Here is a 26,308-nt window from a genome sequence, read left to right on the forward strand (position 1 = left end):
CGACCCTTGCTGAGTTCCGCATTCCGTCAGATATGGGTGCGGATCGCCGCTACCATCGGCGTCATCGCCGCCATTGCGGCGACATGGTGGATGAAGGTTGAGGAAGCGCGCGTTCCGGATGCGCCGCCGCGTATCGCTTTCGATCAACCCGTGAAGGTGGGACGCGGGGTGTTCACGCCGCGAAGGCTCACCGTCGAAAACACGGCGCCTTCGCCGGCGGCCGGCGCCAAGGGCAGCCGGAAGCTCGTTCTCGCGGGCCGGCTGGAGAACGTGACCGGCGAGAGCCAGGTTGCGGTATTCGGTTTCCCTGAACTGCTGCCTGTGCTTTCCTCGGGCGGCAGGAAATTTCCCACCCCACAGGTCATTCTCGACCGCGACAAGGAACCTCTGAGGCAGCTCCATCCCCGTATAGCCGAGGATGTGTCGATCGTCTGGGACCTGCCCGAGAACTGGCGCGCGCAGGAGGTGGCGATCGAATTTTCCGCAGAGCAGTTCAAGCTCAAGGACAATCTCTATGCCAAGGCAAGCTGGCTCATGCCCTATCCGACGGGCGTGCTGACCGCACGGCCGGAGGGCGGCGCATGAAGCATCTCGCCAATCTGGTGGCCGCACTTCTCGGAGCCGGGTTCCTCGGGGCGATGATGAACACGCTGCCGGACTACAACAGCAGCTTCCAGCCCTTTGGCGTCCATGCCGACGAGAACGGCGTCGGGCAGGGCCGGCTGTTCACGGCGAAGCTGGTCGGGCTTAGGTCTGCCGGCGCGATTTCCTATGCGGCCTTTGGCGCCGACGTGGTGCGCGACACATCCGCGACGTTCCTCGTCGCCGAGCTTTCCATAGGCGCTCACAAGGAATCGCGACAGATCGAGGCGATCTGGCTCGGCGCGACGGGGCGCCAGTACAGCCAGACGATTCGTATCGAAAACGTGCCGCACACCCTGCCTTCCGCCTGGTTCCAGCCGGGGCTGGAAGACACGGCGCTTGCAGTGTTCGAGTTGCCCGACGACGAGATCGCCGGCGGGACGCTGGCGCTGCTGGCGCGCGGCAATCCGATTCTGGACAGCGCCGTGCACTTTGCCGCGCCGCCAACCCTGCCGGAAAAGCAGGACCTGCTGAGGCTCGAGCCATGAGGCATGTCATCTGGCTCGGAATCGCGTTTGCCCTGTTCGCAGTCACGCTGGTCGTAACGGGCTGGTCCGATTTCAGGGACTTCGCCCACCAGAGGGAATGGAACGTGGTGCGGGCCGATGCTGCTGAAGGCGAACTGGAAGGCCTTCGTGTCAGGGTCACGGAAGCACAGGCCGTGGTCATCGAGAGCAGGCCGGAGCGCGGCCTGCTCTTCGTGCGCCTCGATCTTGAGGCATCGTCCGAGACCGCGTCGGCATGGGTCGATTGCCGCGCCAGCATCCGCGGCGAGAATGGCGAGATCTGGTTGCCGCTATACGATATGGCGGTAAGCGGGGTCGTGCAGCTTCTTGCATCAGACAACAAGGACAACCGCCCCTGCAACCTCTCGGGCCTTGTCGAATCCGGGCGCACGACGGTGGACCAGCTTTACCGCCTTCCAAGGGCTGCCCTCGACCGGGTAACCCTGCACATCTCGGGCCCCGGCACGCGCCCGTCAGCGCTTGCTTTCGAGATCAGTCCGAACGTGCGCACCATCAAGCCCGAGCAATAAAGCGTCTTTGCCCTGTCCGCCTTGCGACGCCGGCGCGACGTTCGCGCGAGCCTGGGCGCGCCCGGCAAGTTCCAGCCCGGCGGCGAGGATGCAGAACTGCACGACGACGATGACGACACCATCTTGCGGCTGCCCCGGCATGCCGAACAGCATGTTCAGCGGCTTCTGGGCGAGCCGCCAGACCAGCGGATCCTGCGGGCCAATGAGATGCGCGGCGCCATTCCATGCCCACCGTCCCAGCCAATCGGCCAGTCGCCACAGCACGATGACGGAAACGGTGAGCGCGACGCCGGCCGACGCGGCCAGCATCACGCCGTTGACGACCGCGTGCCATCGCCTGACGACGCCGCCCCAAAAGTAGTCGATGAAATCGGTAAGCGGCTTCGGCAGGCTGGTCCAGCGGTTCAACACGCGGTCTGTGACGCGCCTTGTCGCGCTCGTCATCATGTTCAGGTCGTGGCCGTAGATGATGGCGCCGAGATTGAACCAGATCAGCGGCAGGGCCGAGTACCAGAACAAAGAAGTCAACCATTGCGAAAGCTCGAACTCGGCGGGCCAGTCCACCGGGCGCGCGGCCGGGCTCGTCACCTCGGCCCTGGCCGCCGATATCAACGACCGCAACAGCTCCTGCGGCGAAGGAAATTGCGCGAGCCACCTCGCCAAGTCGGCCTGCCATTTCGAGATCAGATAGAGGCCGAGCATCGCCCATGTCGCCTCGCAGGCGACGACAAGCAGGGACCAGAGACCGCTGCCGGTCTTCTTGTGCAGTTCCTTGGCGGTTCGGCGAAGCGCCCATATGACCAGAACCGCCACCGCAATCCACAAGGAACCCTCCACCTCCAGCGCAGTCGGCCCGAAATTGTCCGGCTTCTGGAAATCGATCCGGCTCATCTGGATGTCGAGGAACAGCTTGGAATAGTCGCGCAGGGTGTTCGACAGAAAGCCCCATCCCGCATAATAGCCGTAGAACGGAATGAGGACGGCCAACAGGGCGCCGGCGAAGACGCTACCGTCGCGGACCTCCGATGCCTTCGCTTCCGGTGTTTCCGGCGAGGGCGGGTCCTTGCGTCTTCGCAGCAGCGGCAGCCCGTCACGCAGCACGATGAACATTGCGGCGAAGACGACGAGCTGGAGCAGAATGATCGGCGCAAGCGCGATCAGCCCCGCGAACCGGCTGAGGAGCCCGATCTCGACCGCGCCGCGCAGCAAGAGGATGTTGAGCAGATAGCCGCCCATCCAGATGGCGCCGAGGGGCGCCCCGAACCGCAGGAGAAGCTTTGTGCTCAGTTGGATATGGGTGCCGATGATATGCAGGGTCATGGTACGCCGTTACCGTTTACAACCAACGCGCTTTCACGACTTTCATAAAATGAACCGCATACAAAAGGCCCACAAATGCGAGCGCAGCCAGAACGACAATATGCATAACGGCGTGCGCCACGAATGTGGCGCCGTCTACCTCATAGCGAAGCCAGCGGCGATACCCGTATGACCCACCGTATACCGTACCGTCCATTATCAACAGTATTACATTGTAGGTCGCCCATGAAAAGAACCCTGCCCCGCTTGCAATCATTCCGATCTGCTTGATCCTCTTGATGAGGATCGCCCTGGCTTTTCTGCGAGCTTTTTTCATATGCGCGAAGCCTCCATTCGCCCCGTGCGCCTACGATTATCGGAAACTCGCGGGCAGCTCGACTTCGGGAAAGCGCATCGAGCCAGCCTCACATTCATGCCATTTGTGGAAGGCATTGGCCTCATCCTGCTTACCGCGGCACATGCCGCGTTCGTTGAGGGCCATTCCATAGATCGCCATGGATTGGCACGCGACCGCCACCTCGACGTCTCGATGAGGATTGCGCACGCATAGGTCCGCAGCCTTGTCGTAGAGGGCGATCAATTGCTCATTCGTTTCCCGCGCATGGGGAAAATGCCCCGTCTGCGCCGAAGCGGGCTGACTGAGAGCAGCGATCGCCAGAATTGTCGCGCTGCGCCATCCATCGACGATCCAACCTGCTAGATATGAGCAAGCAGCGCGCCCTGCTTCATTGTATTGTTTCATGCAGGCTCTCCTTTATAATTTCGTCGAGCGATGTACGGAGACCTTATTGATGAAAGCGTCGATGGCAGCTTTCTGGCTCTCCCATTCGCTGGACGGACAGGCAGCGACGATCAACAGTTCCACGGCCTCCACCCATTGGGTCGCAATCCGGTTGCGATACTCAGCGCCGTCGTTCCCACGATAGCGAACCTCCTCCGACATGAAGGTTACCGGATTTCCGATGTTGGCTCGCAGCACGAGGTCGGGAGCTTTGGTCCTCATCACATCGCCGACCTGCGCGCTCAAGCGTTTCACATAGGCTTCGATCGTATCGGCCGTTGTGCGGCCCGCCGCCTTTGCCGCATCCGCACCGAGATTTTGTACGAAGGTAATCTGGCAGCCGCCCTGCGCCTGTCGAAACCGATACATGCCGTTCTGCCCGACAATGTCCGGTCGCCAGTCATCGACGTTGAGCGGCATCTCAAAGGCTGCCGTAGATCCTGGAGTCTGGGCGGAGGCCGGAAGGCCGCAAAGGAGGCCGCCGACAAGAAAAACGGCTGCAACAATTGGTCTCATGGGATTTCCTCCATAGGAGTGACGAAAGCGGTGACAAGGAAACGCCGCTATGTGCCGGGCGGGTAGCCTGCCGATGGCCTCTTCACAGCCCCTTTATCCATGCGTTTGGCAACGACTGCGATGTCGAAATGCAGGACGTCCTCCCGGACACCGAACTTTTCGTACAAGGCGATGGCCGGGACGTCGGCAAGATTCGCCTGGACATAGACCACCCAGCCGCCCCACTCGGCGGCAAGCTCCTTGCCGAGCAGGATCGTTCAGCCACTCCTCCGAATTGTTCCTGGACGATCCGGCCGACATCCACTCGCGCAATTCGCGCGGCCAAAGTAAGATTCCAGCTTGTGGTCCGTGTTTCATCCTGACTTCCTCAAGACCGAGACATGACGGATCAATCTGTTGTAAGAAGCACGATACAAAAGAATGAATTGGGGTTCAATACTTAATGGCCTACCGCCGCACACCCAAGATGCAAGGCCGGATCGACGCCGCGCGCGAGCAGATCGTGATGGCGGCGCATCGCCTCGTGGCGGAATCCGGCTATGGGAGGACGAGTATTCCCGACATTGCCAAGGAAGCCGGCGTTTCGACAGGCAGCGTCTACGTTCACTTTCCGTCGAAGACGGCTCTGTTTTCGGAAGTGTACAAGCGCGCTTCCCGACATGAGATCGAAGCCTTTCGCGAGGTTGCCGAAGCGAAGGGCGCAGCACCTGAACGCTTGGCTCGAATGGTCGGAAGCTTTGCCCGGCGAGCGCTAGCCGGCCGCAAGCTGGCGTGGGCCCTGCTTGTCGAATCCGTCAATCAGGACATCGACACGGAAAGGCTGAAATTCCGTGAGCCATACCGGGCAATCATCGAAAACGTGATCAACGAGGGTATCGAAGCAGGTGAGTTCGTTCGCCAGGACGCCGGGATCACCTCCATGTGCATCGTCGGGGCTATCGTGGAAACCTTGGTCGGGCCTCTGAGCAAGGCGTTACAAGCTGGCGAGGAGAAGCGCCTGGTCGATAATCTCATGCAGACTTGCCTCAGATCCGCAGGTCCTATCGAGTTGAATGTCCCGCAACTTGTGTCAGCCGTCCATGATCGGCTCTAGTGGACCTGAGATCCCCGATTTTGGATCGCCGGCTGGGGGAACTTTCTACTCGATGAGGTGCACGCAGACGGAGCTGAAAAGGACGAAGGCGACCACGCGCCGTATTGCGAAGGGATGATGGAGATGCACCATAAAGATCGTGGCGAGTTCTCGGATTTACACGGTGGACGACGCGCACGCGATGGTAGGCCGGGAAACGTGTGAAGCTACCGATCTCGATGGCACGATTAGATTTGCTCGATTTCTGCACGATCAGTCACAGTGTGTTGCCGGGCTGAAAGTCGACCACCGATAGCCAGAACGCCAGGCTTTATTCCGGCAGACGCGCGGCCGAGGCCGTCGAGCTGCGCTTGTCAACCAGTCAGGCCTACAATCTGCTTGTACGCTGCCCCTTGATCGGACCCGATATCACGGCAACTCCGGCTAGATGGAAAGAGAAGAAGCGCCAGCCAGTAGCTACAGCAGAGAGATATCCGCCAGATTTCCGTCGTACACCTCGGTGGTTTGCTCGTCGGCGAGAAACCCCACGGTCATTATCCGGGTCTCCGTGGCCCAATAACTTTTCGAGCGGTCGAGTTGGGAGATTGCGTCGTCATTCTCCCAGCAAGTGATCACGCTATGCTCCGTCGCATTACCGCCCATCAAGATGCCCGTGCCGATACTCGGATCGAACAGGCTGCCGCCGCGCCAGCCGAGCCGCTGCAAGCCCAACCACATCGTCTGGACGATGAACCTAAGCGTGAAATGCGCATACTGCGTGCGGCGCCCGTGAGGTGTAGACACGTCGCACTTCGACCAACTCAGGCGACCGGATATTGGCAGGCAATCAAGGAAAACCAACCCGATCAGCAGGTGCAGAAAGTAGCTCAATTCCCGCTAAAATCTGTTCAAGGGTTGGGGAGAAGTTCAGCTCAGCAAACGAACAATTCCTGCGAAATCGTGGTGATCGGCTCATAACCGGTCTCGGTCACCACGATCGTGTCTTCAATCATCATGCCACCCCAGCCGAGCTCATAGAAGGGGGTTTCGACGCAGAGACACATGTCTGCCTGCAATGAGGTCTCCACGCCGGCAGCAATGATCGGCATTTCATAGCCGCCAATTCCCAATCCATGTCCACAATGGTGTCGGCGATAATCGGGAATGCCATGCCTGCGCACGGTTTCGATGGTTTCCCGGAACAGGCTGTCGGCGGAAACACCCGCCCGGACCAGTTCAAGCTCCCGATGCAGCCCCTGCACGATGGCGTCGTGACGCTTGGCGATCAGGGCATCCGGCTCACCAATAACAAATGTTCGCGCCATATCGGAGCAGAAGCCGTCTACAACGCATCCGGCATCGATGCGCAACAACTCGCCCCGACCGATTTCTCTCCCCGTTGGATAGGCATCAGCCAAAGCCGTACGCGGCCCGGAAGTCACGCTGACAAAATAAGGTCGCGCGCCACCTGCTACCATTTCGGAGGTCATAACCGCGGCAATCTCCGCCTCGGTCATGCCAGGCCGCAGCGTGGTTCGTACAGTTTCGAGGCCCAGTTCGACCAGCTTCGTGGCATGGTGGATGCGCTCCAGCTCACCCGGCAGTTTAATGCAACGTGCTTCAGCGAGAGCTGTGAAAACCGACACCGGCTGGATCGGCTGCAGCCGCTCCAGCAGTGGTGCTGCCATGGGATCGTTCATTGATACCAGATCCAGGCCAATGGTGTCGCCGGGATGAGAAACAGCATCGACGGCGGCAATGAGAGCGGCATCGAAATCTGGATAGGTCGGGCACCCGACATCCAGATCAAGCTGATCGGAAGCCGATTCGAAATAGAACGTCCCGTAACGGAAGAGCGCATCTGCACCACCGACCCATTCGAGAGCCGGCCCGGCATCGGCGGCACCCGTGACCAGCACCAACTTCGATGCAGTTGCCACGACAGCCGAGCGGTAACCGGGCACAATATCCTGCGCCATGCTGAAATAGCCTGTCAGATAGCCCCGGTTGGCGGGCTGGAACGCCACCACCACGTCGGCCCCTACTGCTGTCCGGCTGAAAAAGCGTGTCCGGCGTTCGGCGGCCAGAGCATGCCCATCCTGTCTGAAATTCATCTGGTCCCCTTTTGCCGGAAAGCCGGGGCAAGACATGCCTGCGCTAATATTGTAATCACAATTCTGCACGCTTATACAGGATTTTTGGTCGTCGCAAATAGCGGGGAGGACATGGCGACAGACAAGGACAAGACTGCTTCATTCGATCTGGTGCTCGAAGGCAATGGGCCACGACACCAGCAGATCGAGCGCGCCATCCGTGCGAAGATTCAGAGCGGCGCCTGGCCACCGGGTTATCACATTCCTCCGGAAGAAGAGCTGGCGCGCCATCTGGGCGTTTCGCGCAATCCGCTGAACAAAGTTCTCCGCAATCTTGCTGACGCCAAGCTTATCACCCGACGCCCTCGTCTCGGCACTTTTGTCAGTGAACGCACCGACAATCATGCTGTCATCGGCGTTATCGACATTCAGAACGAAATCGAGAAAAGTGGACGCCGATACAGTTTCGACGTACTGGAGCGGCGAGTCATCACAGCTCGTGAGTTCGAGATATGGACCGATGTCGATGGCGACGAGAAGCTGCTTCGGCTTTCCTTGCTGCACAAAGCCAATGACGTCGGTGAAGTTTTCGAGGAGCGGCTTATTCGCCTCTCCGTCGTTCCCGAAGCAGAGGCAGAATCCTTCCAGTCCGTTTTGCCCAATCAGTGGCTGCTGGCACGTCTGCCCTGCACCAAGCTGATCAATACGGTTAAGGCCACCCTGCCCGGCCGCAGGATCGCCAATGCTCTTGGTCTCGCGCAAGGGGAGCCTCTTCTTGTCTCCGAGCGCCGTAGTTGGGCCGACGACGATGTCGTAACCTGGGTCAGGCTATCCTTTCCCGGATATCGCAACGAGTTTGTTGGTGAGTTCAATCCGTTGCTGCCCGCTTCGGGCATTACCTGACGTCAGACCGGCACGGCGAACCCTATCAGGGCATCTCCCGGTGCGCTCAATACCGGGAAGCGTCGGTAGATGACGATGCCATCGGCGTTAAGGCGCAGTTCGGCAGGACTGGTCAGCGGCGAACTGATCTGATGCATGTAGCCGGCAACATCCCCCGCCCGCACGAGCTGCCCGACTTCGATCAGCGGCTCGAACAGGCCGTCCGCCAGAGCGTAGATCGACGTCTCCGGTGGAAGCATGCGCAATTCCCGCCTGCTTTCAGGCTCAGGCGCTGCCAGCTCGGGGGCGACGCCCAGATGCCGCAATACACGCCTCACACCCGCCTCGCCGATGGCAGCACCGCGTTGCGACAAACCCGTTCCGCCTCCCAGTTCTGTGGTGAGCGCGGCAAGGCCATGCGCGGCCGCCGAGGCATAAAGTGTCGTGTCTCCACCTCCCCCGCGTCCATCGGTCAGTACCGTATTGGGCGCTGCGAAATGCTCAAGCAGGGTCTCTATGCGTTCCGCCTGTTCCCGATTGCGGCCACGATGGGCAAAGGCAACCGGCAAATAGTCCAGTGAACTGCCGCCTGAATGAAGATCGATCACATAATCGGCCAGCGGAAACAGGGTCTTCACAACGAAATGCGCGATTTGTTCCGTGACCGTGCCACGCGGGTTGCCCGGAAAGACGCGATTGAGATTGCCGCCGTCGAGCGGCGAGTTGCGCCGCCCCGCGACGACTGCGGGCTGGTTGAGCGCAGGCAGCATGATGACCCGTCCGCGCAGCCTTGTTCCAGCCAGCTCCCGCGCAAGCCGCCGCAGCACGATCTGCCCCTCATATTCGTCGCCATGGGTACCGGCGGTAAGCAGGACCGTTGGACCCTCGCCGCCGTTGAAGCACAGCATCGGAACGGGAACCCAGCCATAGGCCGAGCTATCCGTGGAATTGGGCACCCGGGCAAAATCGGACTGGATGCCGCGTTTGTCGAAATCGATTGTGGTCCACACTTGTCCCGTCATTTTTCTCTCCTGCCGGGCGATGGTGTTCCGGCGGTTTCGGTGCTGAAATACGAACTTGATGGTATGGCCAGCGCCAGCGATGCTGCGCCGATACAAATGACCGAGGCGGCCAGCAATATCGGCGTGGCTCCGAAATGGACCGAAAGTGGACCAATCGCTGAAAGCCCGACAGGGGCGAGGCCATAGGAGACGATGAAGTCCAGCGACGATACCCGCGCCAGCTTGTCAGGCGATACTTCCTGCTGGATGGCGGTGAACCATATGACGTTGAACAATTCCAGACCCCAGCCGGCAATGAAGTAGGCAATCAATGGAATCCAGAAATGCTCCGGGACCAGCAGGCTGAGCGGAACGAAGCCGTAAATGCAAAGCCCTCCAATCGCCCATCGCCCCCGGTAGTCTGGTTGCCACCGGGCAACTGTGAGGGCGCCCGCCATCGCCCCGCATAGCAGCGCCATAGTACATCCGGTCAGCAGAACGGGCCCGTCATATACCTGATTGCTGAGCACGGGCAGGAGAACGGAGGTCACCGAATAGCCAGCCCCTATAACGAGAGCCAGCGCTCCGAGCCCGGCAACGAACCAGGAGTGCCGCAGGGCCTCCCTGAAGCCTTCTGCAAGGTCATCCGCGATGCGATTGAGCAGAGTGCGTCGCGCGTTGCCGGGGCTTCTGTCCGTGTGCGGCGTTTGCGGCCATGGTGGCAACATAGCGCTTAGAAGCCAAAGAAGCGCAATTGCGACAAACGCAACATTGAGGCCCGCAGTCGCGGCAAGAAGCGTTGCGGCAGCCGGCCCTGTAAGATTCGTCGCCCGCACGGCAAGGCTCAGCGCTGCATTCGCGCTCTGCAGGTTTTTGGGGGCCACGAGCATCGGGACGATCGCCTGATAGGCTGGACGGCAGGCACCCTGTCCCGCGCCGGAAAGAAACATTCCAAGAGCAAATACCATCTGAGCGCAGACATCGTTTGCACCCAGATAATGCATCACCAGAACCGTGCCGCCGGCAGCGATCAGGCCTGATGCAAACAATATGCGGCGACTGCCGAGACGGTCCGCCAGAATGCCGCCGATCGGAACGGCGATCAGGAAACCAACTGTTCGGATAGCCAGCGATGATCCAAGGACTACGGAAGAAAGGACCCCATTCGACACTGCAAATCCCATGAGGAAAGGCAGCGCCCATGTTGCCATCCCTGATGACGCACTCCCCGTCCAAAGCCGTACAAATTTTCCGTCAGGCAGGGTGAAACCTGAGTTTCGCATAGCAAACCATACCGATGAGAAGGAACGGGAGTTCTATGTCTTCAGGCCTGCGATCCTGTCGAGTATACGCACCCAGCTCCGCGCGCCTTTGTGAAAGCGCTCCACGTCATAGTGCTCATCGGGTCCGTGAATGGCATCGTCAGACAGGATGAAGCCGATGATGATGCACTCGACCGAAAGCACGTCGCTGAACATTTCAGCCAGCGGCACCGATCCACCGCTTCCCTTGTGAACCGTCGGCGTCTGCCATTCGGCCTCGAGACCATCTGAAACAGCTTGCAGGAAGGGGTTCTCCGGCCTTGTTACCAGAGCCCGGCTGCCATTGGCGCCTTCGAATTCCACCCGGCAACCGTCCGGCACCTGTCGGCGCACGAAGGTTCGAAATTTTTCCCGGACAGTTTCGGGGTCCTGACCGTTCACAAGCCTGAACGACAACCGCGCCGTGGCCGATCCGGGCAGAACCGAGCGCTCGCCGGGCCCCTGATTGCCAGCGGTAATGCCATTCATGTCGACCGTGGGCCGCCCCCAAATGGCTTCGAGCGGCGAATAGCCCGCCTCGATGGATCCTCCGCGCAGATCTGTGCTTTCAAGCATATGCGCCCCTTCGCACAGGGACTGCCACTGGCACCGCAGGGTCTCGGGAATATCCGGCACGCCGTCGTAGAAGCCGTCAATGGCGACCTTTCCGGTCGCATCGTGCAGGCTTGAAAGGATATTGCTCAGGATACGGATCGGATTTGCTGCCACCGCGCCAAAAAAGCCGGAATGGAGATCAGGATTTGGTCCAGAGATCGTAACCTTCTCATGAACCAGTCCCTTGAGCTGGGTGGTGAGGGCTGCCTGCGTTGGCGACCACATATCGGAATCGCAGATGAAGGCGACATCGCATTGCAGCTCATCCCGGTGGTCGCGGATGAAGGCGGGTAAGCTGGCCGAGCCAGCCTCTTCCTCGCCTTCCAGCAGGATGGTAATTTTGCCGGGAAATGCGCCGCGCGTTTCCTTCCACGCTCTCAGTGCCTCAATGAAAGTCCACAGCTGGCTTTTGCTGTCCGAGGAACCACGGGCATAGAAGCGGCGCAGTCCGTCTTCCATGATCAGCGAAGGTTCGAAGGGCGGATGGGTCCAGTCCTCCAGATTACCCACCGGCTGCACATCATAGTGTCCGTAGAACAGCAGGCCCGGCCCCTCCTCGTGCATGTCCGGCCGCGAATGGGCGAGCACGACCGGCAGCCCGGCGGTGGGCACGATGCGGGCATCAAAGCCAAGGCCCGACAACTCGCCCTGGAGCCAGCCGGCCGCCGCCTCCACGGAACCCGCGTAAGCAGGATCGCCCGATATCGAGGGGATGGCCAGCAGCGCCAGAAGTTTACGGATCGCCGTGTCCAGATTGGCATCGACATTGGCCAGAACGCCCTCGATCGCTGTCATGCTCGTTTCTCCGCCGATACGCTCAGAATTCGAAACCGAATTCGGTTTTGAGATAGGCTCGCAGCGAAGCGATATCGGGCGCTATCGCATGTGCCTGCGCGGGCTTCGTCGGCTCCTTCAGACCGGTGGAACATCCCATGAGCACGATGGGGCCGTCATTTTCAAAGCGCTCAACCATGTTAAGTGCCGCCAGAGCTGCGCTCGATGAAATCTCCTGCCAGAGTCCTTGCTGTGCCATCGCCCTGTGGGCCGCCCGCGCCGCCTCGTCGGTAACGACCATGGCGATGCCCCGACTTTCCCGGATGGCCACGACCGAGCGATAACCGTTGACCGTGGTTGCCGTCCCTGACTGCACGGTCGGCCCGGCCGCTACCGTGACGGCCGCACGTCCGGCCTTCAGTGCATGATAAAGCGGGCCGCGTGCTGCAGGCTCCACCGACACCAGTTGCGGGATCCGGTTTATATGCCCCAGCCGCTGGACCTCCGTGAAACCCTTGTAGATGCCGTAGAGCATTTCGCCATATCCGGTCGGCACCACAACGGCGGCCGGGATTTCACCATTAAGTTCGGCCAGAATTTCGTAGGCGATCGTCTTGTAGCCCTCCGGTCCCCAGGGATGGCCGGTATGTGTTGTTGTCAGATTGCTGACCGGATAGAAGCCGGGCAGCTCCTGCAACTGGCGCATGGCGGGCCAGCGGTCGTCGGCGCTCAGGTAGATCGGATAGGCGCCATAACCGAGGATCATGTCGCGAAACGCTTCACTGACTTCAGGCATGGTCAGGACGATACAGCTGAGGCCGGCACGACTGGCCATGGCGGCGGCCGACACGCCGTGATTGCCGGATGAGGCAACGATAATGGTTTGTGCATTCTCATAGAGCGCAGCACTGACCGTGAAGGTATTGAGCCGATCCTTATGGCTCCAGGTTGGATTGCGGCTTTCGTCCTTGACCAGAACGCGGCGGGCGGCATGCGCCGGCGCCAGTGCGGAGACATCTACCAGCGGCGTATTGCCCACCGGCATATTCACCTTCGGATGGCGCGGCGGCAGCAACTCTTCCCAGTTCGACCAGTTGCTCCCGCGCCGGAATGTCGCCTGCCGAACCGCCGCATAGTCATAGTCGACTTCGAGCGGATACTGGATGTCGGGCGTCGCGCTCTGGATGCAGCCATGCAGTTGGGCCGGCAGCAGCGGATATTCAAAAACCTCCGGCCCTAGCGACCTCTGCGTCTTTGCCAGTGATGCTGTATTGCCGAAAATATGTGTCATCGATGCTTACCACTATGTTTTGAACAGGCGCAGCTATCCGTCAGGCGCCGCAAGGCGGCTCCTGGTCGGCGGCTAAGTCAGTCTTGCTGGGCTAGTTGAGAATCTGCTCGAGAAATTGCTGTGTTCGGGGATGCCGGGGCGCGGAGAAAAAGTCGGACGGCGGTGCTTCTTCTACAATTCTGCCCCGATCCATGAACACCATGCGGTCGGCAATGCGCCGCGCGAAACCCATTTCGTGCGTGACGCAGACAATGGTCATGCCGTCCTGCGCAAGGTCTGCCATGGTATCGAGAACTTCCTTGACCATTTCAGGGTCGAGAGAGGAGGTGGGCTCGTCAAACAGCATGATGCGCGGCTTGACGCAGAGCGAACGCGCAATGGCAACGCGCTGCTGCTGCCCGCCCGACAGCTGTCTTGGATATTTGTCGGCCTGCTCCGGAATGCGCACCTTTTCGAGATAATGCAGCGCCATCCGCTCAGCCTCGCGCTCCGATACCTTGTGCACCCAGCGCGGCGCCAGTGTGCAGTTCTCCAGAACAGTCAGATGCGGGAAGAGGTTGAATTGCTGAAACACCATTCCGACGTTTCGCCGGACTGAATTCAGTATGCGTGCCTTGGATGTGAGGTCGATGCCATTGACGACAACCCTCCCCTCATTGAAGGGTTCCAGGCCGTTGATGCAACGAATCATCGTCGATTTGCCCGAGCCGGAGGGACCGCAAACCACGATTCGCTCTCCCTCCCGCACGGTCAGGTCGATGCCATCGAGCACCCGGAACGTACCAAACCACTTGCTCATGGAATAAATGGTGATGGCCGCGTGATCGGCATGCTCGATCATGTCCGGACCTCCCTGTTTCTGGTGAATGTCTGAAGAGACCACCACCGGCGCGACCGGGGCTGCTCCGGAGCGGACAGGCCGATCAGCGAAAACAGTTTCGCAAGGACGGTCCGGCAGAGGATGGCAAGGCAGATATATATGGTTCCGGCGATGAGCAGGGGCTCGTAGACATCCAGCGTACGGGCACGGATTTCGTTGGCATAGCCCATGATGTCCATCACGGTGACCGTGAAGGCCAGAGCGGTGGACTTGCACAGCATGATGACTTCGGTTGTGTAGGCCGGAAAGCCGTTGCGCATCATCGCCGGGAAAATGGCGACCCGAAAGGTCTGGAACCTGCTCAAACCCAGCGAGCGCGCAGCCTCAACCTGCTCTTTGGGTGTCTGGTAGTAGGCGCCGCGCATGATTTCGGAGGTGAAGGCAACTTCTACCAGCACCAGACACATTACCGAGCACCAGAACGGGCTCGAAAACGCACTCCAGAGAAAGGTTTCGCGCACCACTGGCAAAAGGGGAAAACCGTAGTAGACGACATAGAGTATCAGCAGAAGCGGCACGCCGCGTATGGCAAACATTGCCATCCATACGCTGCGGGATACCGGGCCCCTGAAGACGATCTGGAAGGAGGCGACGGTAGCGGCCAAAACAAACCCGATCATCAGAGAGATGATGAAAAGGGTCAGCGTCGTGCCAAGACCTTGCAGGATCTCGTGGGCATAGGCGATCAGCTTTTCCATCAGATGCCTCCTGCCGTGGTCTGCGAGCGGCGCTCAAGGTGTTTGAACACGCGCGCCGAGACGGCGGCAAACACGATGAAGATGATGATGGCGATGCCGTAGAAGGTGAAGGGCGCCCCGGTGGAGCGGGCGCCAATTGAAGCAACCCGCACGATGTCGGAAATGCCGATAATGCTCAGCAGCGCAGTCTCCTTCATCGAGATGAGCCAAAGCGCACCGAGATGTGGGATGATCTTGCTATAAACCTGCGGCAGGATGACCAGAACCAGTGACTGCAGCCTGGTCAACCCCAGCGCTTGCCCTGCCTCGTGCTGACCAGCTGGAATGTCCGCCCATCCCGCTCTGAACAGTTCGGTGGCATAGGCGCCCAGCACGATGGAGGTGGACATAATGGCCGGTACGAGCGGGCTCAGGCGAACATTGGCCCCTCCCGAAAACGCCGAGAGTGCAGCCTGAAAAACGCCGTCCAATGTATAGAAGATCAGCAGCAACAACAGAATGTCGGGAAGGCTGCGGAACACATAGGTGTAACTGTTTACAATGGCACGGCTGCCCGGAATGGGGGCACGTGAGAACAGCGTGAGCCCGATGCCAATCAGCATGCTGAAAAAGAAACTGGATATCGCGGCAAGGATGCTGATGCCAAACGCATTGGCAAACTGCCATCCCCATCCCGCAGCCAAATAGCCGAGCATCGGAAACCGCCTTGATCTGATTTTTTACTGAGGCTTTTACTGGGTCGCCGCCGCAGAAACGATCTGCTTGTCGGCTGTGCTATTCGTAGACGGGGATGCCCCATTTGTCGGCCAGTTCACGCCAGCTCCCGTCCTTCTTCATCTGGGCCAACGCCGCGTTGAACCGATCGCGCAGGTCGGCGTCCTCTTGCCGGAAAGCCATGCCGATGCCCTCGGAAACCGCATGCGGCTCGCCAACCTTCACCAGTGCAGCAGACTCGCCACCCTCGCCGGTAAAAGGCTCGACGTCGCCAAAGGCCACATCAATGCGACCAATCCTGAGATCGGCGATCAGTGCATCCATGGAGGGATACATCTGGATAGCCGCTTTCGGGAAATGGGTTTCAATATAGGCGGCGTTTGTCGTCCCCTGCTGGACGCCAACCACCTTTCCGGCCAGAGCATCGGGCGTCACGTCGACTTCCTTGCCTTTGACCGTGCCGAAGAAGGAATAGGTCCGTGCGTAGGGCTCGCTGAACAGCACACTCTTCTTGCGCTCGGCGGTAATCCCCATCCCGCCGATGATGACGTCGAACTTCCTAGCCTGAAGCGCCGGTATGATGCCGCTCCACTCGTTGGTGATCCAGCTGCAATTGGCTTCGATGATGGCGCAGATCGCGTCGCCGATATCGATGTCGAAGCCTTCGAGAGACCCATCCGCCTTGGTCATGTTGTAAGGGGGGAACCCACCTTCATTGGCAAGCACAAGATCGCGCGCCGACGCCCCCGACGCGAAAGGAATCGCGATGGCTATGGCAGCCGTACAAAGGGCCGCAAAGCGGTTCATTTTCATAGGTGTAACCTCCCACTTCATTTGTAATTACAAATCCAAATTATAGCGCTGTGCATGTTTGTCAAGGCGCTTCGAAAATAAGTTGGTGAAGCTTGGTGCAGCCAGCTATGTTTACCTTTTCGAGGAAATGGCATCCGGGCTTTTGTTGCAAACGTTCCGGAAACTCCCCGCATGCCGCTGTGGCGGTGGCTCGAAAGCTCGCAGTCGTTCTGCACGCGACGTGGCGTAGCAAGACGCCGTTCCAGGCCTGGCCTGCGGAAATGGCATAAGGAGATAAATCTGGAGAGTGGTTTGAACAAGGTTTAAGGGTTCCGCCCTCACGGGCGGGAAGAGGCGTCCTCGTCGGGACGCAGGCAGGATCATCCCGGGTTGCGTCTTGCCGCTGGTATGTGCTGGACCGCGCGTTCGACATGGTGAACCCCGCTTCGAGACGCATGGTGCGGCGGTCGCAAGGGCCGCCGCTCGCCATCTCATGGCTTTCTCTCGCACAACCACTCCAAGGGTCGTACGCATGTTGCTCGCACGTTGACTGGCCAAGGAATTCCGGAATTGCCAAGTCCATACCGAATGAGGCTTTAGGCCGTTCCTCGCTCCTGCCAGCCAGGTTGTCCACCTATTGACGGGGGCAGTCTCAAGCTCCGCGGCAAACATCGACGATCTCCGCGTCAGTCAGCATGTCAAGCCGTAAAAGAGTAAGGGGCCTCCGCCCCGTGCCCATCCGCGAGCCGAGATTGGTCAGGCTGTCTCGAACCAGAGCGATCACATTTTCCATTTCAACATGCTCGCTCGGAACGGAAACGTTCGCTGATGTGTTGACCCTCCTCAAGCCCCAAGGAGGAAATACGATGGACCACAGCAAACACGTACGCCTGACCAGCTCGGAGCTGACCCCCGAAGTGCTCGAAGGCGCAACGATCTACGGGCCGGATGATGAGACGATCGGCTCCGTATCCCATCTCCACGGAAGTCAGGTGGTGATCGACGTCGGCGGCTTCCTCGGCATCGGCGCCAAGCCCGTCGCTGTCGATGCGCGAGAACTCGACTTCATGCGCGATGAAGATGGCGACGTGCACGCCGTGACGACCTGGACCAAGGACCAGCTCAAGGAAATGCCGGAACACGTCGACTAAGGAGATGGTGCAATGCCGGGCACATAGTCGAGAGCTACGAAAAGAAGGGCGATGAATCTGAAGCTTCGGCTTCCTGCTCGAAGGAAGAACGTTCGGCCTCAGCCAGAAGAGCGGCGGAAACACCCAAACGCAACGCCGGGCAGACCCATCATTAGCTGGTGAGGGAGCGGCAAATCCGCTTCCTCACTTCTTTTAAGCGTACCCGGCGAGCAAGCCCTGCCGCTTGTCGGTAGGTGGTATATGTGATTTCCTTGGAGTGGCAACACTGAGGGGAAATTGATATGCGCCTTGCTTTCGCGCTGCTGTCCATACTTTCAACTGCTGGTATCGTTCACGCTTCAGATGATCCGGCCGCAGATTATCAGAAAGCAGATCGGGAGCTGAACAACACCTTCAAGCAGATCGAGCACCGACTATCCGATGATCCTGGTGGCAAGTCCCGACTTGTCCATGCGCAGCGGGCCTGGATCGCATTCCGGGATGCCGAATGCGCCTTCCAATCCAGTGGTGAAGACGGCGGGAGTGCCGCACCCCTGGTTATCGCAGCATGCAGGGCCGCACTCACGTCGGAGAGAGCCGACCAGTTAAAAACCTACCTCAATTGCGAGGAAGGCGATCTGGCCTGCCCTGTGCCGTCTGAATAATTCAGGTCGGCGGGCCGTTCATTTCCCACCCGGGGCTTGGCTAAAAGTCAGCCACCCACAATTTGTAGTTGGCCCAGACGCTACGCCCAACTTCCTCCTCTGTCGCCCATTCGGCATCGTCCTGGTCGAGAAGAGTGAGAAAGCCTCCGTTTTTGGCTTCCAAATCGTCAGGCGTATTATAGCCCTGTTCGCACTCCTCGCAGTGGCCATAGACATCGCCACTAACCAGATTGCGAAACAGGAACAGCCGGCCCTGGCGACAGTTTGGACATGTTCCGATGTGAAAGCGATCTGCCATCGACAGCACCATATCGGTGATGGCAGCGGAATACCACCAGCGGCCGGGCGCCTCCAATCAGCCCACTGCCTTGTCCTTAGCTGATTATCCACCTTCGGTGCCGGAAAGGTCAGTGTGGGCGTTCCTGCTAATAGGCCCTCTCGATGCTGCTCTGCTCCTCGCGGTTGTTGGGACGGTTCAGGGTGACCGTACAGCGAACCAGGAGATTCCAGTCAGGTCTCCGTGTGCCCCGACGCGACAGATCAGCTTGAGCGTTGAATGAGCCAGATGCTGCCGATGATGAGAGCGATGCCGATGATCTGCAACACCATGAGGGACTGCCCGAGGAACACCCATCCCAGCAGCACCGCCGTCAGGGGGCTGAGGAACAGGAGCGAGGACACAACCGAAGGCGCCAACCGTCCAATCCCACGGAACCAGAGCGCGTAAGTCAAAGCCGCGCCGATCAGCCCGAGCCAGACAAGGCCCATCAGATTGGAGAGCGTTGGAACCGGAATGGAACCATCGACCAGCACGACGACAGGAGCCAGCAGGAGACCACCCGTGGTCAACTGCCATGCTGTGAAGGTGAGTGCTGACACGGATGGCTGCCACTTGCGCGCCAAAGTTACCCCCATGGCCATGGAGGCCGCACCAGCCAGTCCGGCTGCGATGCCGATGAGGTCGAGCGCAGCGTCCGGCGTCAGGACAAGCAAAGCAACACCGATCATGCCCGCCAATGCGCCCAGGACCGCCGGTGCGCGGAGCCGTACAGACAGCAGGAGCGAAGCTAGAAAGACGACAATCAGCGGTTGGGCCGAGAGTATGGTGCCAGCGACACCGCCAGGAAGTCTATAAGCTGCGACGAACAACATGCTCAGGAAGATCGAGATGTTGAGCGCCCCCAGGATGAAGGAGCGCAGCCACCAGATGCCGGTCGGTAACTGGCGTACGAACGCCAACAGGAGTACGCCTGCCGGTAACGCCCGCAGCATGGCCACGGTCATCGGCGAGAAACCGGCCAGGAATTCGGTCGACACGATATAGGTGCTGCCCCACACAATCGGCGCGAGGGCCGTCAGCGACAGGTCCGAAAGGTTCTGTTTCATGATATCTGAAGGACCTCGGAAAGTGGACGACGCGGCTTCTGAGGCCAGTTGCCTGGTGCTGCGCGACCGACAGGAAGAAGCATGACGGGGATCTCGCCCTCGGCGAGCCCGAACTCACGAGAAACAGCGGCTGCGTCGAACCCGACCATCGGGCCTGACACGAGCCCCATGGCCTCGGCTGCGTAGATCAGCGTTGCCGTTCCAAGGGTTGCCGAGCGGATGGCCTCATCGCGGCTCGCTGCGGGATCGTCAGCATATTTTGCATGGACACTTCCCTGCCAAATAGAAGCCATCGCTTCCGGCATCAGGCCGGTTTCAACAAACGGCCGCAGCCGCTCCCCCAGGCTTTCATGATCGGGCGACTGCCCGCAGATAATGAAGGTTACAGCGGCTTCGGAAACTTTGACCTGACCATAGGCAAGGTCTCGCAGTTTCGCTTTGGCCTCCGCTTTCCGCACGGCAATGAAGCGCCAGTTCTGAAGATTGAAGGCCGTGGGCGCACGCGTTGCAAGCCGTACGAGGTCTTCGATCTCGGTGTTCGTCAAAGTATGGGATGGATCGAAATGATTGGCGGAAACGCGTCGCTCGATCAGGTCAATCGTCGGATGGGGCATTGGTATCTCCCGGCAAAATTTCGTTGCCATGGAGATAAAGAGTTCCCTCTCAGATCAGAATGCGATAATTTTGAAAGATATTCATAGCCAACAGAAAAGAATGAGATGGATCGGTACACTGCTTTGCAGGTGTTTCGGCAGGTGGCCGAGTTGGGCAGCTTTGCCGAGGCAGGCCGGAAGCTTGGTCTTTCACCTCCTGCGGTGAGCAAGAACGTGGCGGGGCTCGAAGCGCATCTGGGCGTGCGCCTGATCAACCGGACCACGCGACGCATGGCGCTGACCGAGGAGGGAAAAACCTACCTCGAACATGTCACGCGAGGGCTGGATGCCCTGATCGAAGCCGAAGCGGCACTTTCGCCAGCGAAATCGTTGCCCGTCGGCACACTTCGGGTCAGCGCCCCGATGACCGTCGCACTCGTATGTCTCTCGGAAGCGATCCCCGACTTCCTCTCGCGCTATCCCGATCTCAGCCTTGAACTCCATCTCGATGACCGCCGTGTGGATGTCGTGCGCGAGGGGTTCGACCTCGCCATTCGAGGCTACAGCAGCCTTGAAGATTCAAGCCTGATTGCGAGGAAACTTGGGGTAATGCCGCATGTGCTGTGCGCGGCTCCGGCCTATTTCAAGACTCACGGAAAACCGCAGACGCCTTCCGACCTGAAGGCTCTGCATCACATCCGCTTTCCCTATGGCGGCAATTCCGATGTCTGGGAGTTCACAAGGGACGGTCAGATCGAGCGCATTCCGGTCAAGGCTCGCTATTCGGTCTCCTCCAGTCTTGCTGTCCGGGATGCGCTACGCGCTGGCTTCGGCATCAGCCTGATTCCGCTTCCCTATGTCGAGAAGGACATTCGAGAGGGGCCTTTAGAAACGGCACTAACTGACTGGACGACGGCGGAGATCACACATTATGCTGTCTATCCCTCACGTCAGCACGTCGCACCGAAAATCCGTGTCTTTCTCGATTTCCTCGTCCAGCATTTTGGGCGTGATCGGGTTTCAAACGGTTAGCTCGCCAGTTCCTTAGCGCCGAGGCTGATGTGTTTAGGTACCATGTCGATATCCAGCCGCAAAAGGCAGCTAGGCGCCCTTTTTAGGACGCTAGCGGCGTGCGGGATAGTTTCTAAAAGCCCACATTGCTATGACGCATCTGAAAACAACCCGGCTCCTATCCGGCCGCCAAACACCGCCGACTACCGTAGTAACTGATGGATTACTCTTTGGACATAAATCGATAGCTATATCGATAGCTCCCGCATTCTCCGCCAGTTTGCCGACAGCCAAGGCAATTCCGTTGCTACACCCGCGACATCGTTGACGTTGATTGGGTTCTTAGGGCTTCGTTATAGGATAGACAGTCTGCCAGTCGGACTTCATGTCGACCATGGTCCAACCGCGACTAGGTGCCTCGTCCGATGCCTTACCGAGCTTGCCGACATGCGCCTCGCGATCATAGGCAAATTCACGCTCGACATCAGTGTGGTGGACGATCATTGCGAAGCGGGGCCGTCATTGAATGTCGTCCACTGCAGCATCTGCAGATCACCATCTGAATTTCCTGTCGCGAAGACGGGCCGCCGATCGATGAAGCGGTTAATGCCGACCGGCTGCTCGGACCGACATCTATGAACTCCATCTTCGCCTCTTTCTTCAGGACATGGGATGAACAGAGGGCGTCACCCATCGACCGTGACGGATGACCAATACTCGATTATCGGGCCACTGTTGCCGAAAACGAGCCGGCGCGGCCGGTGACGACGGATCAGTCTGCATGGCGTCTTGGAGGCCATCTTCTATCTGCTGCGCACTGGCTTGCCAATGGCGGCAGCTGCCAAGCGATTTTCCTGGCTGGAGCACCCCGAATCCCACCGCGTTCGTGGAAAAACACGGCGCGTTTGAGTTTATTGGCGGTCTCGCACTTGTTGAAGTCGGGCTGGCATACCATTCGATCATGTCATATCGCATTTCAGAACTGGACGCTCATCTACGACCTGCTGTTCAAGACGACATCGGAGACGATACTGACTATCGCGGCCGATCCCAGCCGCGTCGGCGCGTGCGTCGATGATGACATTCTTAATCCAGCGTCGGGGCGATGTCGCCCATTGCCCACATGAAGCCATGGGGGGAGTGAGAAACACGCTCCAGCCGCTCAAATACTTCGGCTTCCGTGTGGCTCGTCACCGGGAACTCCTCTTCCAGCGCAGCCTGCAATTCGGGCGGCACCTTCCATCCCGGATCGATGCCTTCCATGTTCGGTAGCTCGTGCGCGATACCCTTGTGGCAATCGATACAGGTGGCCTGCCCCGAAAGCAGATAGCGCGTATGAATCTCGGCAGCGCGTGGGGCTTGCCTGGACAGGTCCATCGCGACCGAGGAATGACAGTTGCGGCATTCGAGACTGTCATTGGCTTTCAGTCGCGCCCATTCGTGCTGGGCGAGCTCAAGCCGTTTCTCCATGAATTTCTGGCGAGTGTTGATGGTGCCAAAGATCTTGCCCCAGACTTCTTTCGAAGCCTGCATCTTGCGGGCGATCTTGTCCGTCCACTCGTGCGGCACGTGACAGTCCGGGCAAGAAGCTCGCACGCCCGAGCGGTTGGAGAAATGCACGGTGCGGGTCAGCTCCTGATAGACATTGGATTCCATCTCATGACAGGAGATGCAGAACTGCTCGGTATTGGTAAGCTCCAGCGCCGTGTTGAAGGCGCCCCAGAAAATGACGCCACCGAGGAAGCCGCCGAGCGTCAGGAAGCCTAGGCTGAGCGTGGCAGCCGGCGTTGAGAGGATACGCCAGCACCAGAGCACGGCCGCCTTGATCCGCTCCCACATCCTACTGGTCTCCGGCGTGGCCAACGCCGAGCTCGCTCATGTCCACGAAGGTGTTGTCGATGAGGGGGCGCGTATCTGCCTGCGGCACGTGGCAGGCAGTGCAGAAATAGCGGCGCGGCGATACATCAGCCAGCATCTGCCCCTCGCGCGTCATGTAGTGGGTGACGCTGATCATCGGCGCACCGGATCCTTGCGTGAACTCGCGCTTGTGGCAGGACATGCAGCGGTTGGAATTCACCGACAGCTGATAGCCTTCGATCGAATGCGGTATGATCGGCGGCTGCTCGGGATAGGCGCGCATCTTGCGGATGTCGTCCACGACCCAGTGCGGGACGGGCGGCGCAGCGGTATCCGCCATGGGCTGTCCAGCACCGGTCAGGGGCGGTACGATTTCTGCCGCCATTTGCGCCAACGCCGCAGTGCCGGCGGCGGCAAGCAAGCCGGCGGCTAAAAGGACGCTTGCACGGCGCGTCAGGCGGGGACGATCTTGACCGCGCATTTCTTGAAATCCGTCTGCTTGGAGATGGGATCGGTGGCGTCCAGCGTGACCTTATTGATAAGCCGGCTGGCGTCGAACCACGGTACGAAGACTACCCCCTGCGGCATGCGGTTGCGTCCGCGCGTTTCCACCCGGACGCGAATTTCGCCGCGCCGCGAGGCGACACGAACTTCAGCCCCCTGGTTGATGCCGCGCCGCCGCGCGTCGTCTGCATTCATGAAGCAGACGGCACCCGGAAAAGCCTTGTAGAGTTCCGGCACGCGCATAGTCATGGACCCTGAGTGCCAGTGCTCCAGCACGCGGCCCGTCACCAGCCAGACATCGTATTCGTCGTCCGGGGATTCGGCAGGCGGTTCATAGGGCACGGCGAGGATCACAGCCCGGCCATCCGGCCTGCCGTAGAATTTCACCCCCTCACCCTGCTTCACATAGGGGTCGAGCCCCTCGCGGTAGCGCCATTTCGTCTCTTGTCCGTCGACGACCGGCCAGCGCAGACCGCGCACCTCATGGTAAGTGTCGTAGGGCGCAAGGTCATGACCATGGCCACGGCCGAATTCGGCATATTCCTCGAACAGGCCCTTTTGCAGATAGAAGCCAAAATCGTTTGCCTCGTCATTGCTGTATTCGGGATCGAGTTCGGAAAGCGGGAAGCGATCGACCTTACCGTTCCTGAACAGCACGTCGAACAGGGTTTTGCCCCTGTAGTCCGGGTTGGTATCAAGGATTTCGGCCGGCCACACCTCGTCGGTGGTGAATCGCCTGGAGAACTCCACAAGCTGCCACACATCCGACCGCGCCTCGCCGGGGGCATTCACCAATTGATGCCAGATGTGGGTACGACGCTCCGCATTCCCGTAGGCGCCTTCCTTTTCAACCCACATCGCGGCCGGCAGGATGATGTCAGCGGACAGCGCGGTGACGGTCGGATAGGCATCGGAAACGACGACGAAGTTGTCCGGGTTGCGGTAGCCGGGATAGGTCTCGTTCGAACTGTTCGGCGCAGCCTGAACATTGTTGTTGACCTGCACCCAATAGAAATTGAGGCGGCCATCATGCAACATCCGGTCCTGCTCGACCGCGTGAAAGCCGGGTTTCTCTGGAAGCAGGCCGTGCGGCAGCTTCCAGATTTCCTCTGCATGTTTTCTGTGCTCGGGATTGGTGACCATCATGTCGGCGGGAAGACGATGCGCGAAGGTGCCGACCTCGCGCGCCGTGCCGCAGGCTGAAGGCTGGCCGGTCAGCGAAAACGGGCTGTTGCCGGGCTCGGAGATTTTCCCGGTCAGAAGGTGAATGTTATAGACCATCTGATTGGCCCACACGCCGCGGACATGCTGGTTGAACCCCATTGTCCAAAGCGACATCACCTTGATATCCGGATCGGCGTAGAGCTCCGCCAGGTCATGCAGGAAACCGGGCTCGACGCCTGAAAGCTCCGAAACCTTCTCCAATGTGTATTGCGCCACATGCGCCTTGAACGCCTCGAAATCGATAGGCTCCATCTTGCCCGCGTCGGCCGCGCCGGACGCATTCTGCTCGAGCGGATTGTCGGGCCGCAGCCCGTAGCCGATCCCGGTCTGGCCGCGCATGAAGACGGCGTGATCGCGCACGAAAGCCTCGTTCACCCGACCGGTCGCTATGATATGATGGGCAATGTAGTTGAGGATGGCCAGATCCGTGCCGGGCTTGAAGATGATCGGTATGTCGGCAAGATCCATCGACCTGTGGGTGAAGGTCGAGAGCACGGCGCATTTGACGTTCGGATGGCCAAGCCTGCGATCCGCCACCCGCGTCCAAAGGATCGGGTGCATCTCCGCCATGTTCGAACCCCACAACACGAAAGCGTCGGCGTGTTCGAAGTCATCGTAACAGCCCATCGGCTCGTCCATGCCGAAGGTGCGCATGAAGGCGTAGGCTGCGGAAGCCATGCAATGGCGGGCGTTTGGATCTAGATTGTTCGACCGGAAGCCGGCGCGCATCAGCTTGGTGGCGGCGTAGCCTTCGAAAATGGTCCATTGGCCGGAGCCGAACATGCCGACGGCTTCCGGTCCCTTTTCGCGCAACACCCGCTTGCACTGTTCGGCCATCACGGCGAAGGCTTCGTCCCACGACACCGGTTCGAACTCGCCATCCTTGTCATAGACGCCGGCGCGCTTGCGCATCAGCGGCGTCGTCAGGCGATCCTTTCCGTACATGATCTTGGAAAGGAAATAGCCCTTGACGCAGTTGAGGCCGCGATTGACCTCGGCCTGCATGTCGCCATGGGTCGCAACGACGTGACCATCCTTTACGCCGACCATGACACCGCAGCCGGTTCCGCAGAAACGGCAGGGCGCCTTCGACCATTTGATTTGGAGCGCCTCGACACCACCGGCAACGGGCTGGGCGGCTACGGGAAGCGAAATGCCCGCAGTCGCTGCGGCGAGGGCTGCTGCATGGGCCTTCAGAAGGTCGCGCCGGTTGATCGCTGCCGTCATGAGGGCTCATCCTTTCCGCTTTCGATATGCTCGAAAACCATGTTGGCGGAGATTACGCCCTCGATAAACGACATGCGCGTCAGTGTTTCGCCAAGGAAGCCGCTGGTCGGCCCCTCGATCGTGACTACGATGCGGCTGCCATCGCTTGCATGTACGTCCACGCCGGGCATGACGGCGAGCTGTCGGCTGACGTCATCCCGCCTCGGCGGCAGGACCACCACCACTGCGCTCGAAACATGATGGCTGGGTAGGGGCGCGCCCGTCAGCAGCGCGCGCCGTGTGAATGTCGATTTTGCAATCATG

Annotated in this window: 29 protein-coding genes and 2 pseudogenes; 9 read left to right on the top strand and 22 right to left on the bottom strand. The window is 59.7% G+C overall.

Annotated elements, in window-relative coordinates; all coding sequences use genetic code 11:
• The first annotated feature begins 6 nt into the window (after positions 1-6).
• From ACVCNR_RS22440 to ACVCNR_RS22450, 3 genes are read left to right on the top strand one after another with little or no spacing between them, the layout of a single operon-like run.
• Positions 7-585 carry a hypothetical protein gene (locus ACVCNR_RS22440; RefSeq protein ID WP_447076579.1) on the top strand — a complete coding sequence of 193 codons (579 nt, stop codon included), beginning with the start codon at positions 7-9 and terminating at the stop codon, positions 583-585.
• On the top strand, positions 582-1,130 hold the full coding sequence (locus tag ACVCNR_RS22445; RefSeq protein ID WP_447076580.1) for a hypothetical protein: 549 nt from the start codon (positions 582-584) through the stop codon (positions 1,128-1,130). The genes ACVCNR_RS22440 and ACVCNR_RS22445 overlap by 4 nt, the downstream gene beginning before the upstream one ends.
• Entirely contained in the window at positions 1,127-1,678 is a 552-nt protein-coding gene (locus ACVCNR_RS22450; RefSeq protein WP_447076581.1) for a hypothetical protein, read from the top strand. Before ACVCNR_RS22445 ends, ACVCNR_RS22450 begins: the two co-directional genes overlap by 4 nt.
• On the opposite strand, the gene ACVCNR_RS22455 is transcribed toward ACVCNR_RS22450, so the two are convergent.
• Genes ACVCNR_RS22455 through ACVCNR_RS22470 form a run of 4 tightly spaced genes read right to left on the bottom strand, consistent with a single transcriptional unit; the run spans position 1,622 to position 4,295 of the window.
• A complete protein-coding gene (locus tag ACVCNR_RS22455; RefSeq protein ID WP_447076582.1) occupies positions 1,622-2,998 on the bottom strand; it encodes a hypothetical protein in 1,377 nt (458 codons plus the stop codon). The two genes, ACVCNR_RS22450 and ACVCNR_RS22455, sit on opposite strands and share 57 nt — an antisense overlap.
• A 16-nt stretch (positions 2,999-3,014) precedes the next feature.
• A complete protein-coding gene (locus tag ACVCNR_RS22460; RefSeq protein WP_447076583.1) occupies positions 3,015-3,314 on the bottom strand; it encodes a hypothetical protein in 300 nt (99 codons plus the stop codon).
• 36 nt (positions 3,315-3,350) lie between these two features.
• On the bottom strand, positions 3,351-3,740 hold the full coding sequence (locus ACVCNR_RS22465) for a hypothetical protein (protein WP_447076584.1): 390 nt from the start codon (positions 3,738-3,740) through the stop codon (positions 3,351-3,353).
• A 12-nt stretch (positions 3,741-3,752) separates the two neighbouring features.
• A complete protein-coding gene (locus tag ACVCNR_RS22470) occupies positions 3,753-4,295 on the bottom strand; it encodes a hypothetical protein (protein ID WP_447076585.1) in 543 nt (180 codons plus the stop codon).
• 442 nt (positions 4,296-4,737) lie between these two features.
• Between ACVCNR_RS22470 and ACVCNR_RS22475 the strand changes: the two genes are divergently transcribed.
• Positions 4,738-5,388: a TetR/AcrR family transcriptional regulator gene (locus tag ACVCNR_RS22475; RefSeq protein WP_447076586.1), complete on the top strand. Its 651-nt coding sequence runs from the start codon at positions 4,738-4,740 to the stop codon at positions 5,386-5,388.
• A 456-nt stretch (positions 5,389-5,844) separates the two neighbouring features.
• On the opposite strand, the gene ACVCNR_RS22480 is transcribed toward ACVCNR_RS22475, so the two are convergent.
• Positions 5,845-6,258, bottom strand: a complete 414-nt coding sequence (locus ACVCNR_RS22480) for a hypothetical protein (protein WP_447076587.1) — start codon at positions 6,256-6,258, stop codon at positions 5,845-5,847.
• A gap of 41 nt (positions 6,259-6,299) precedes the next feature.
• Entirely contained in the window at positions 6,300-7,481 is a 1,182-nt protein-coding gene (locus ACVCNR_RS22485; RefSeq protein WP_447076588.1) for a M24 family metallopeptidase, read from the bottom strand.
• A 111-nt stretch (positions 7,482-7,592) separates the two neighbouring features.
• Between ACVCNR_RS22485 and hutC the strand changes: the two genes are divergently transcribed.
• Entirely contained in the window at positions 7,593-8,363 is a 771-nt protein-coding gene (gene hutC / locus ACVCNR_RS22490) for a histidine utilization transcriptional repressor HutC (RefSeq protein ID WP_354196991.1), read from the top strand.
• Positions 8,364-8,365: 2 nt separating this feature from the next.
• On the opposite strand, the gene ACVCNR_RS22495 is transcribed toward hutC, so the two are convergent.
• The 8 genes from ACVCNR_RS22495 to ACVCNR_RS22530 all read right to left on the bottom strand — a co-directional run bounded on the left by ACVCNR_RS22495 (position 8,366) and on the right by ACVCNR_RS22530 (position 16,429).
• Positions 8,366-9,364, bottom strand: coding sequence for a succinylglutamate desuccinylase/aspartoacylase family protein (locus ACVCNR_RS22495; RefSeq protein WP_354196989.1), 999 nt, complete (start codon positions 9,362-9,364; stop codon positions 8,366-8,368).
• Positions 9,361-10,626: an MFS transporter gene (locus ACVCNR_RS22500; protein ID WP_447076589.1), complete on the bottom strand. Its 1,266-nt coding sequence runs from the start codon at positions 10,624-10,626 to the stop codon at positions 9,361-9,363. Before ACVCNR_RS22500 ends, ACVCNR_RS22495 begins: the two co-directional genes overlap by 4 nt.
• A 33-nt stretch (positions 10,627-10,659) precedes the next feature.
• Positions 10,660-12,054: a M20/M25/M40 family metallo-hydrolase gene (locus ACVCNR_RS22505; RefSeq protein WP_447076590.1), complete on the bottom strand. Its 1,395-nt coding sequence runs from the start codon at positions 12,052-12,054 to the stop codon at positions 10,660-10,662.
• Between the two features lie 22 nt (positions 12,055-12,076).
• Positions 12,077-13,324, bottom strand: a complete 1,248-nt coding sequence (locus tag ACVCNR_RS22510; RefSeq protein ID WP_447076591.1) for a threonine synthase — start codon at positions 13,322-13,324, stop codon at positions 12,077-12,079.
• Between the two features lie 91 nt (positions 13,325-13,415).
• Complete coding sequence (locus ACVCNR_RS22515; protein WP_447076592.1) at positions 13,416-14,165, bottom strand: amino acid ABC transporter ATP-binding protein; 750 nt, start codon at positions 14,163-14,165, stop codon at positions 13,416-13,418.
• Positions 14,162-14,902 (bottom strand): ABC transporter permease subunit, encoded by a 741-nt coding sequence (locus ACVCNR_RS22520; RefSeq protein ID WP_354196979.1) that lies wholly within the window; start codon positions 14,900-14,902, stop codon positions 14,162-14,164. Before ACVCNR_RS22520 ends, ACVCNR_RS22515 begins: the two co-directional genes overlap by 4 nt.
• Complete coding sequence (locus ACVCNR_RS22525) at positions 14,902-15,597, bottom strand: ABC transporter permease subunit (RefSeq protein WP_447076593.1); 696 nt, start codon at positions 15,595-15,597, stop codon at positions 14,902-14,904. The genes ACVCNR_RS22520 and ACVCNR_RS22525 overlap by 1 nt, the downstream gene beginning before the upstream one ends.
• Positions 15,598-15,676: 79 nt before the next feature.
• Positions 15,677-16,429, bottom strand: a complete 753-nt coding sequence (locus ACVCNR_RS22530; protein WP_354196975.1) for a transporter substrate-binding domain-containing protein — start codon at positions 16,427-16,429, stop codon at positions 15,677-15,679.
• A gap of 845 nt (positions 16,430-17,274) precedes the next feature.
• Here ACVCNR_RS22530 and ACVCNR_RS22535 point away from each other — a divergent pair.
• From ACVCNR_RS22535 to ACVCNR_RS22545, 3 genes and pseudogenes are all read left to right on the top strand, one after another.
• Positions 17,275-17,559, top strand: a complete 285-nt coding sequence (locus ACVCNR_RS22535) for a PRC-barrel domain containing protein (RefSeq protein ID WP_354196973.1) — start codon at positions 17,275-17,277, stop codon at positions 17,557-17,559.
• A gap of 62 nt (positions 17,560-17,621) precedes the next feature.
• Positions 17,622-17,714: pseudogene (locus ACVCNR_RS22540) on the top strand (plasmid stabilization protein); the annotation flags it as partial.
• Between the two features lie 126 nt (positions 17,715-17,840).
• Complete coding sequence (locus tag ACVCNR_RS22545; RefSeq protein WP_447076594.1) at positions 17,841-18,203, top strand: lysozyme inhibitor LprI family protein; 363 nt, start codon at positions 17,841-17,843, stop codon at positions 18,201-18,203.
• A 40-nt stretch (positions 18,204-18,243) separates the two neighbouring features.
• On the opposite strand, the gene ACVCNR_RS22550 is transcribed toward ACVCNR_RS22545, so the two are convergent.
• The 3 genes from ACVCNR_RS22550 to ACVCNR_RS22560 all read right to left on the bottom strand — a co-directional run bounded on the left by ACVCNR_RS22550 (position 18,244) and on the right by ACVCNR_RS22560 (position 20,203).
• Entirely contained in the window at positions 18,244-18,558 is a 315-nt protein-coding gene (locus tag ACVCNR_RS22550; RefSeq protein ID WP_447076595.1) for a hypothetical protein, read from the bottom strand.
• 185 nt (positions 18,559-18,743) lie between these two features.
• Positions 18,744-19,589, bottom strand: coding sequence for a DMT family transporter (locus ACVCNR_RS22555; protein WP_447076596.1), 846 nt, complete (start codon positions 19,587-19,589; stop codon positions 18,744-18,746).
• Positions 19,586-20,203, bottom strand: coding sequence for a nitroreductase family protein (locus tag ACVCNR_RS22560; protein WP_447076597.1), 618 nt, complete (start codon positions 20,201-20,203; stop codon positions 19,586-19,588). The genes ACVCNR_RS22555 and ACVCNR_RS22560 overlap by 4 nt, the downstream gene beginning before the upstream one ends.
• Before the next feature lie 105 nt (positions 20,204-20,308).
• On the opposite strand from ACVCNR_RS22560, the gene ACVCNR_RS22565 reads away from it, so the two are divergent.
• The gene (locus ACVCNR_RS22565) at positions 20,309-21,214 is read left to right on the top strand and encodes a LysR family transcriptional regulator (protein ID WP_447076598.1); all 906 of its coding nucleotides are present in this window, start codon (positions 20,309-20,311) and stop codon (positions 21,212-21,214) included.
• Between the two features lie 321 nt (positions 21,215-21,535).
• On the opposite strand, the pseudogene ACVCNR_RS22570 reads toward ACVCNR_RS22565, so the two are convergent.
• The 5 genes and pseudogenes from ACVCNR_RS22570 to ACVCNR_RS22590 all read right to left on the bottom strand — a co-directional run.
• Positions 21,536-21,836 (bottom strand): annotated as a pseudogene (locus ACVCNR_RS22570) (haloacid dehalogenase-like hydrolase); the annotation flags it as partial.
• Positions 21,837-22,279: 443 nt separating this feature from the next.
• Positions 22,280-23,032 carry a NapC/NirT family cytochrome c gene (locus ACVCNR_RS22575; RefSeq protein ID WP_354196961.1) on the bottom strand — a complete coding sequence of 251 codons (753 nt, stop codon included), beginning with the start codon at positions 23,030-23,032 and terminating at the stop codon, positions 22,280-22,282.
• A gap of 1 nt (position 23,033) precedes the next feature.
• A complete protein-coding gene (locus ACVCNR_RS22580; RefSeq protein WP_354196959.1) occupies positions 23,034-23,531 on the bottom strand; it encodes a nitrate reductase cytochrome c-type subunit in 498 nt (165 codons plus the stop codon).
• Positions 23,504-26,005 carry a periplasmic nitrate reductase subunit alpha gene (napA, locus tag ACVCNR_RS22585; protein WP_447076599.1) on the bottom strand — a complete coding sequence of 834 codons (2,502 nt, stop codon included), beginning with the start codon at positions 26,003-26,005 and terminating at the stop codon, positions 23,504-23,506. Before napA ends, ACVCNR_RS22580 begins: the two co-directional genes overlap by 28 nt.
• Positions 26,002-26,307, bottom strand: a complete 306-nt coding sequence (locus ACVCNR_RS22590; protein WP_354196955.1) for a chaperone NapD — start codon at positions 26,305-26,307, stop codon at positions 26,002-26,004. The genes napA and ACVCNR_RS22590 overlap by 4 nt, the downstream gene beginning before the upstream one ends.
• Position 26,308: the final 1 nt, after the last annotated feature.

Source organism: Aquamicrobium terrae (assembly GCF_052978165.1).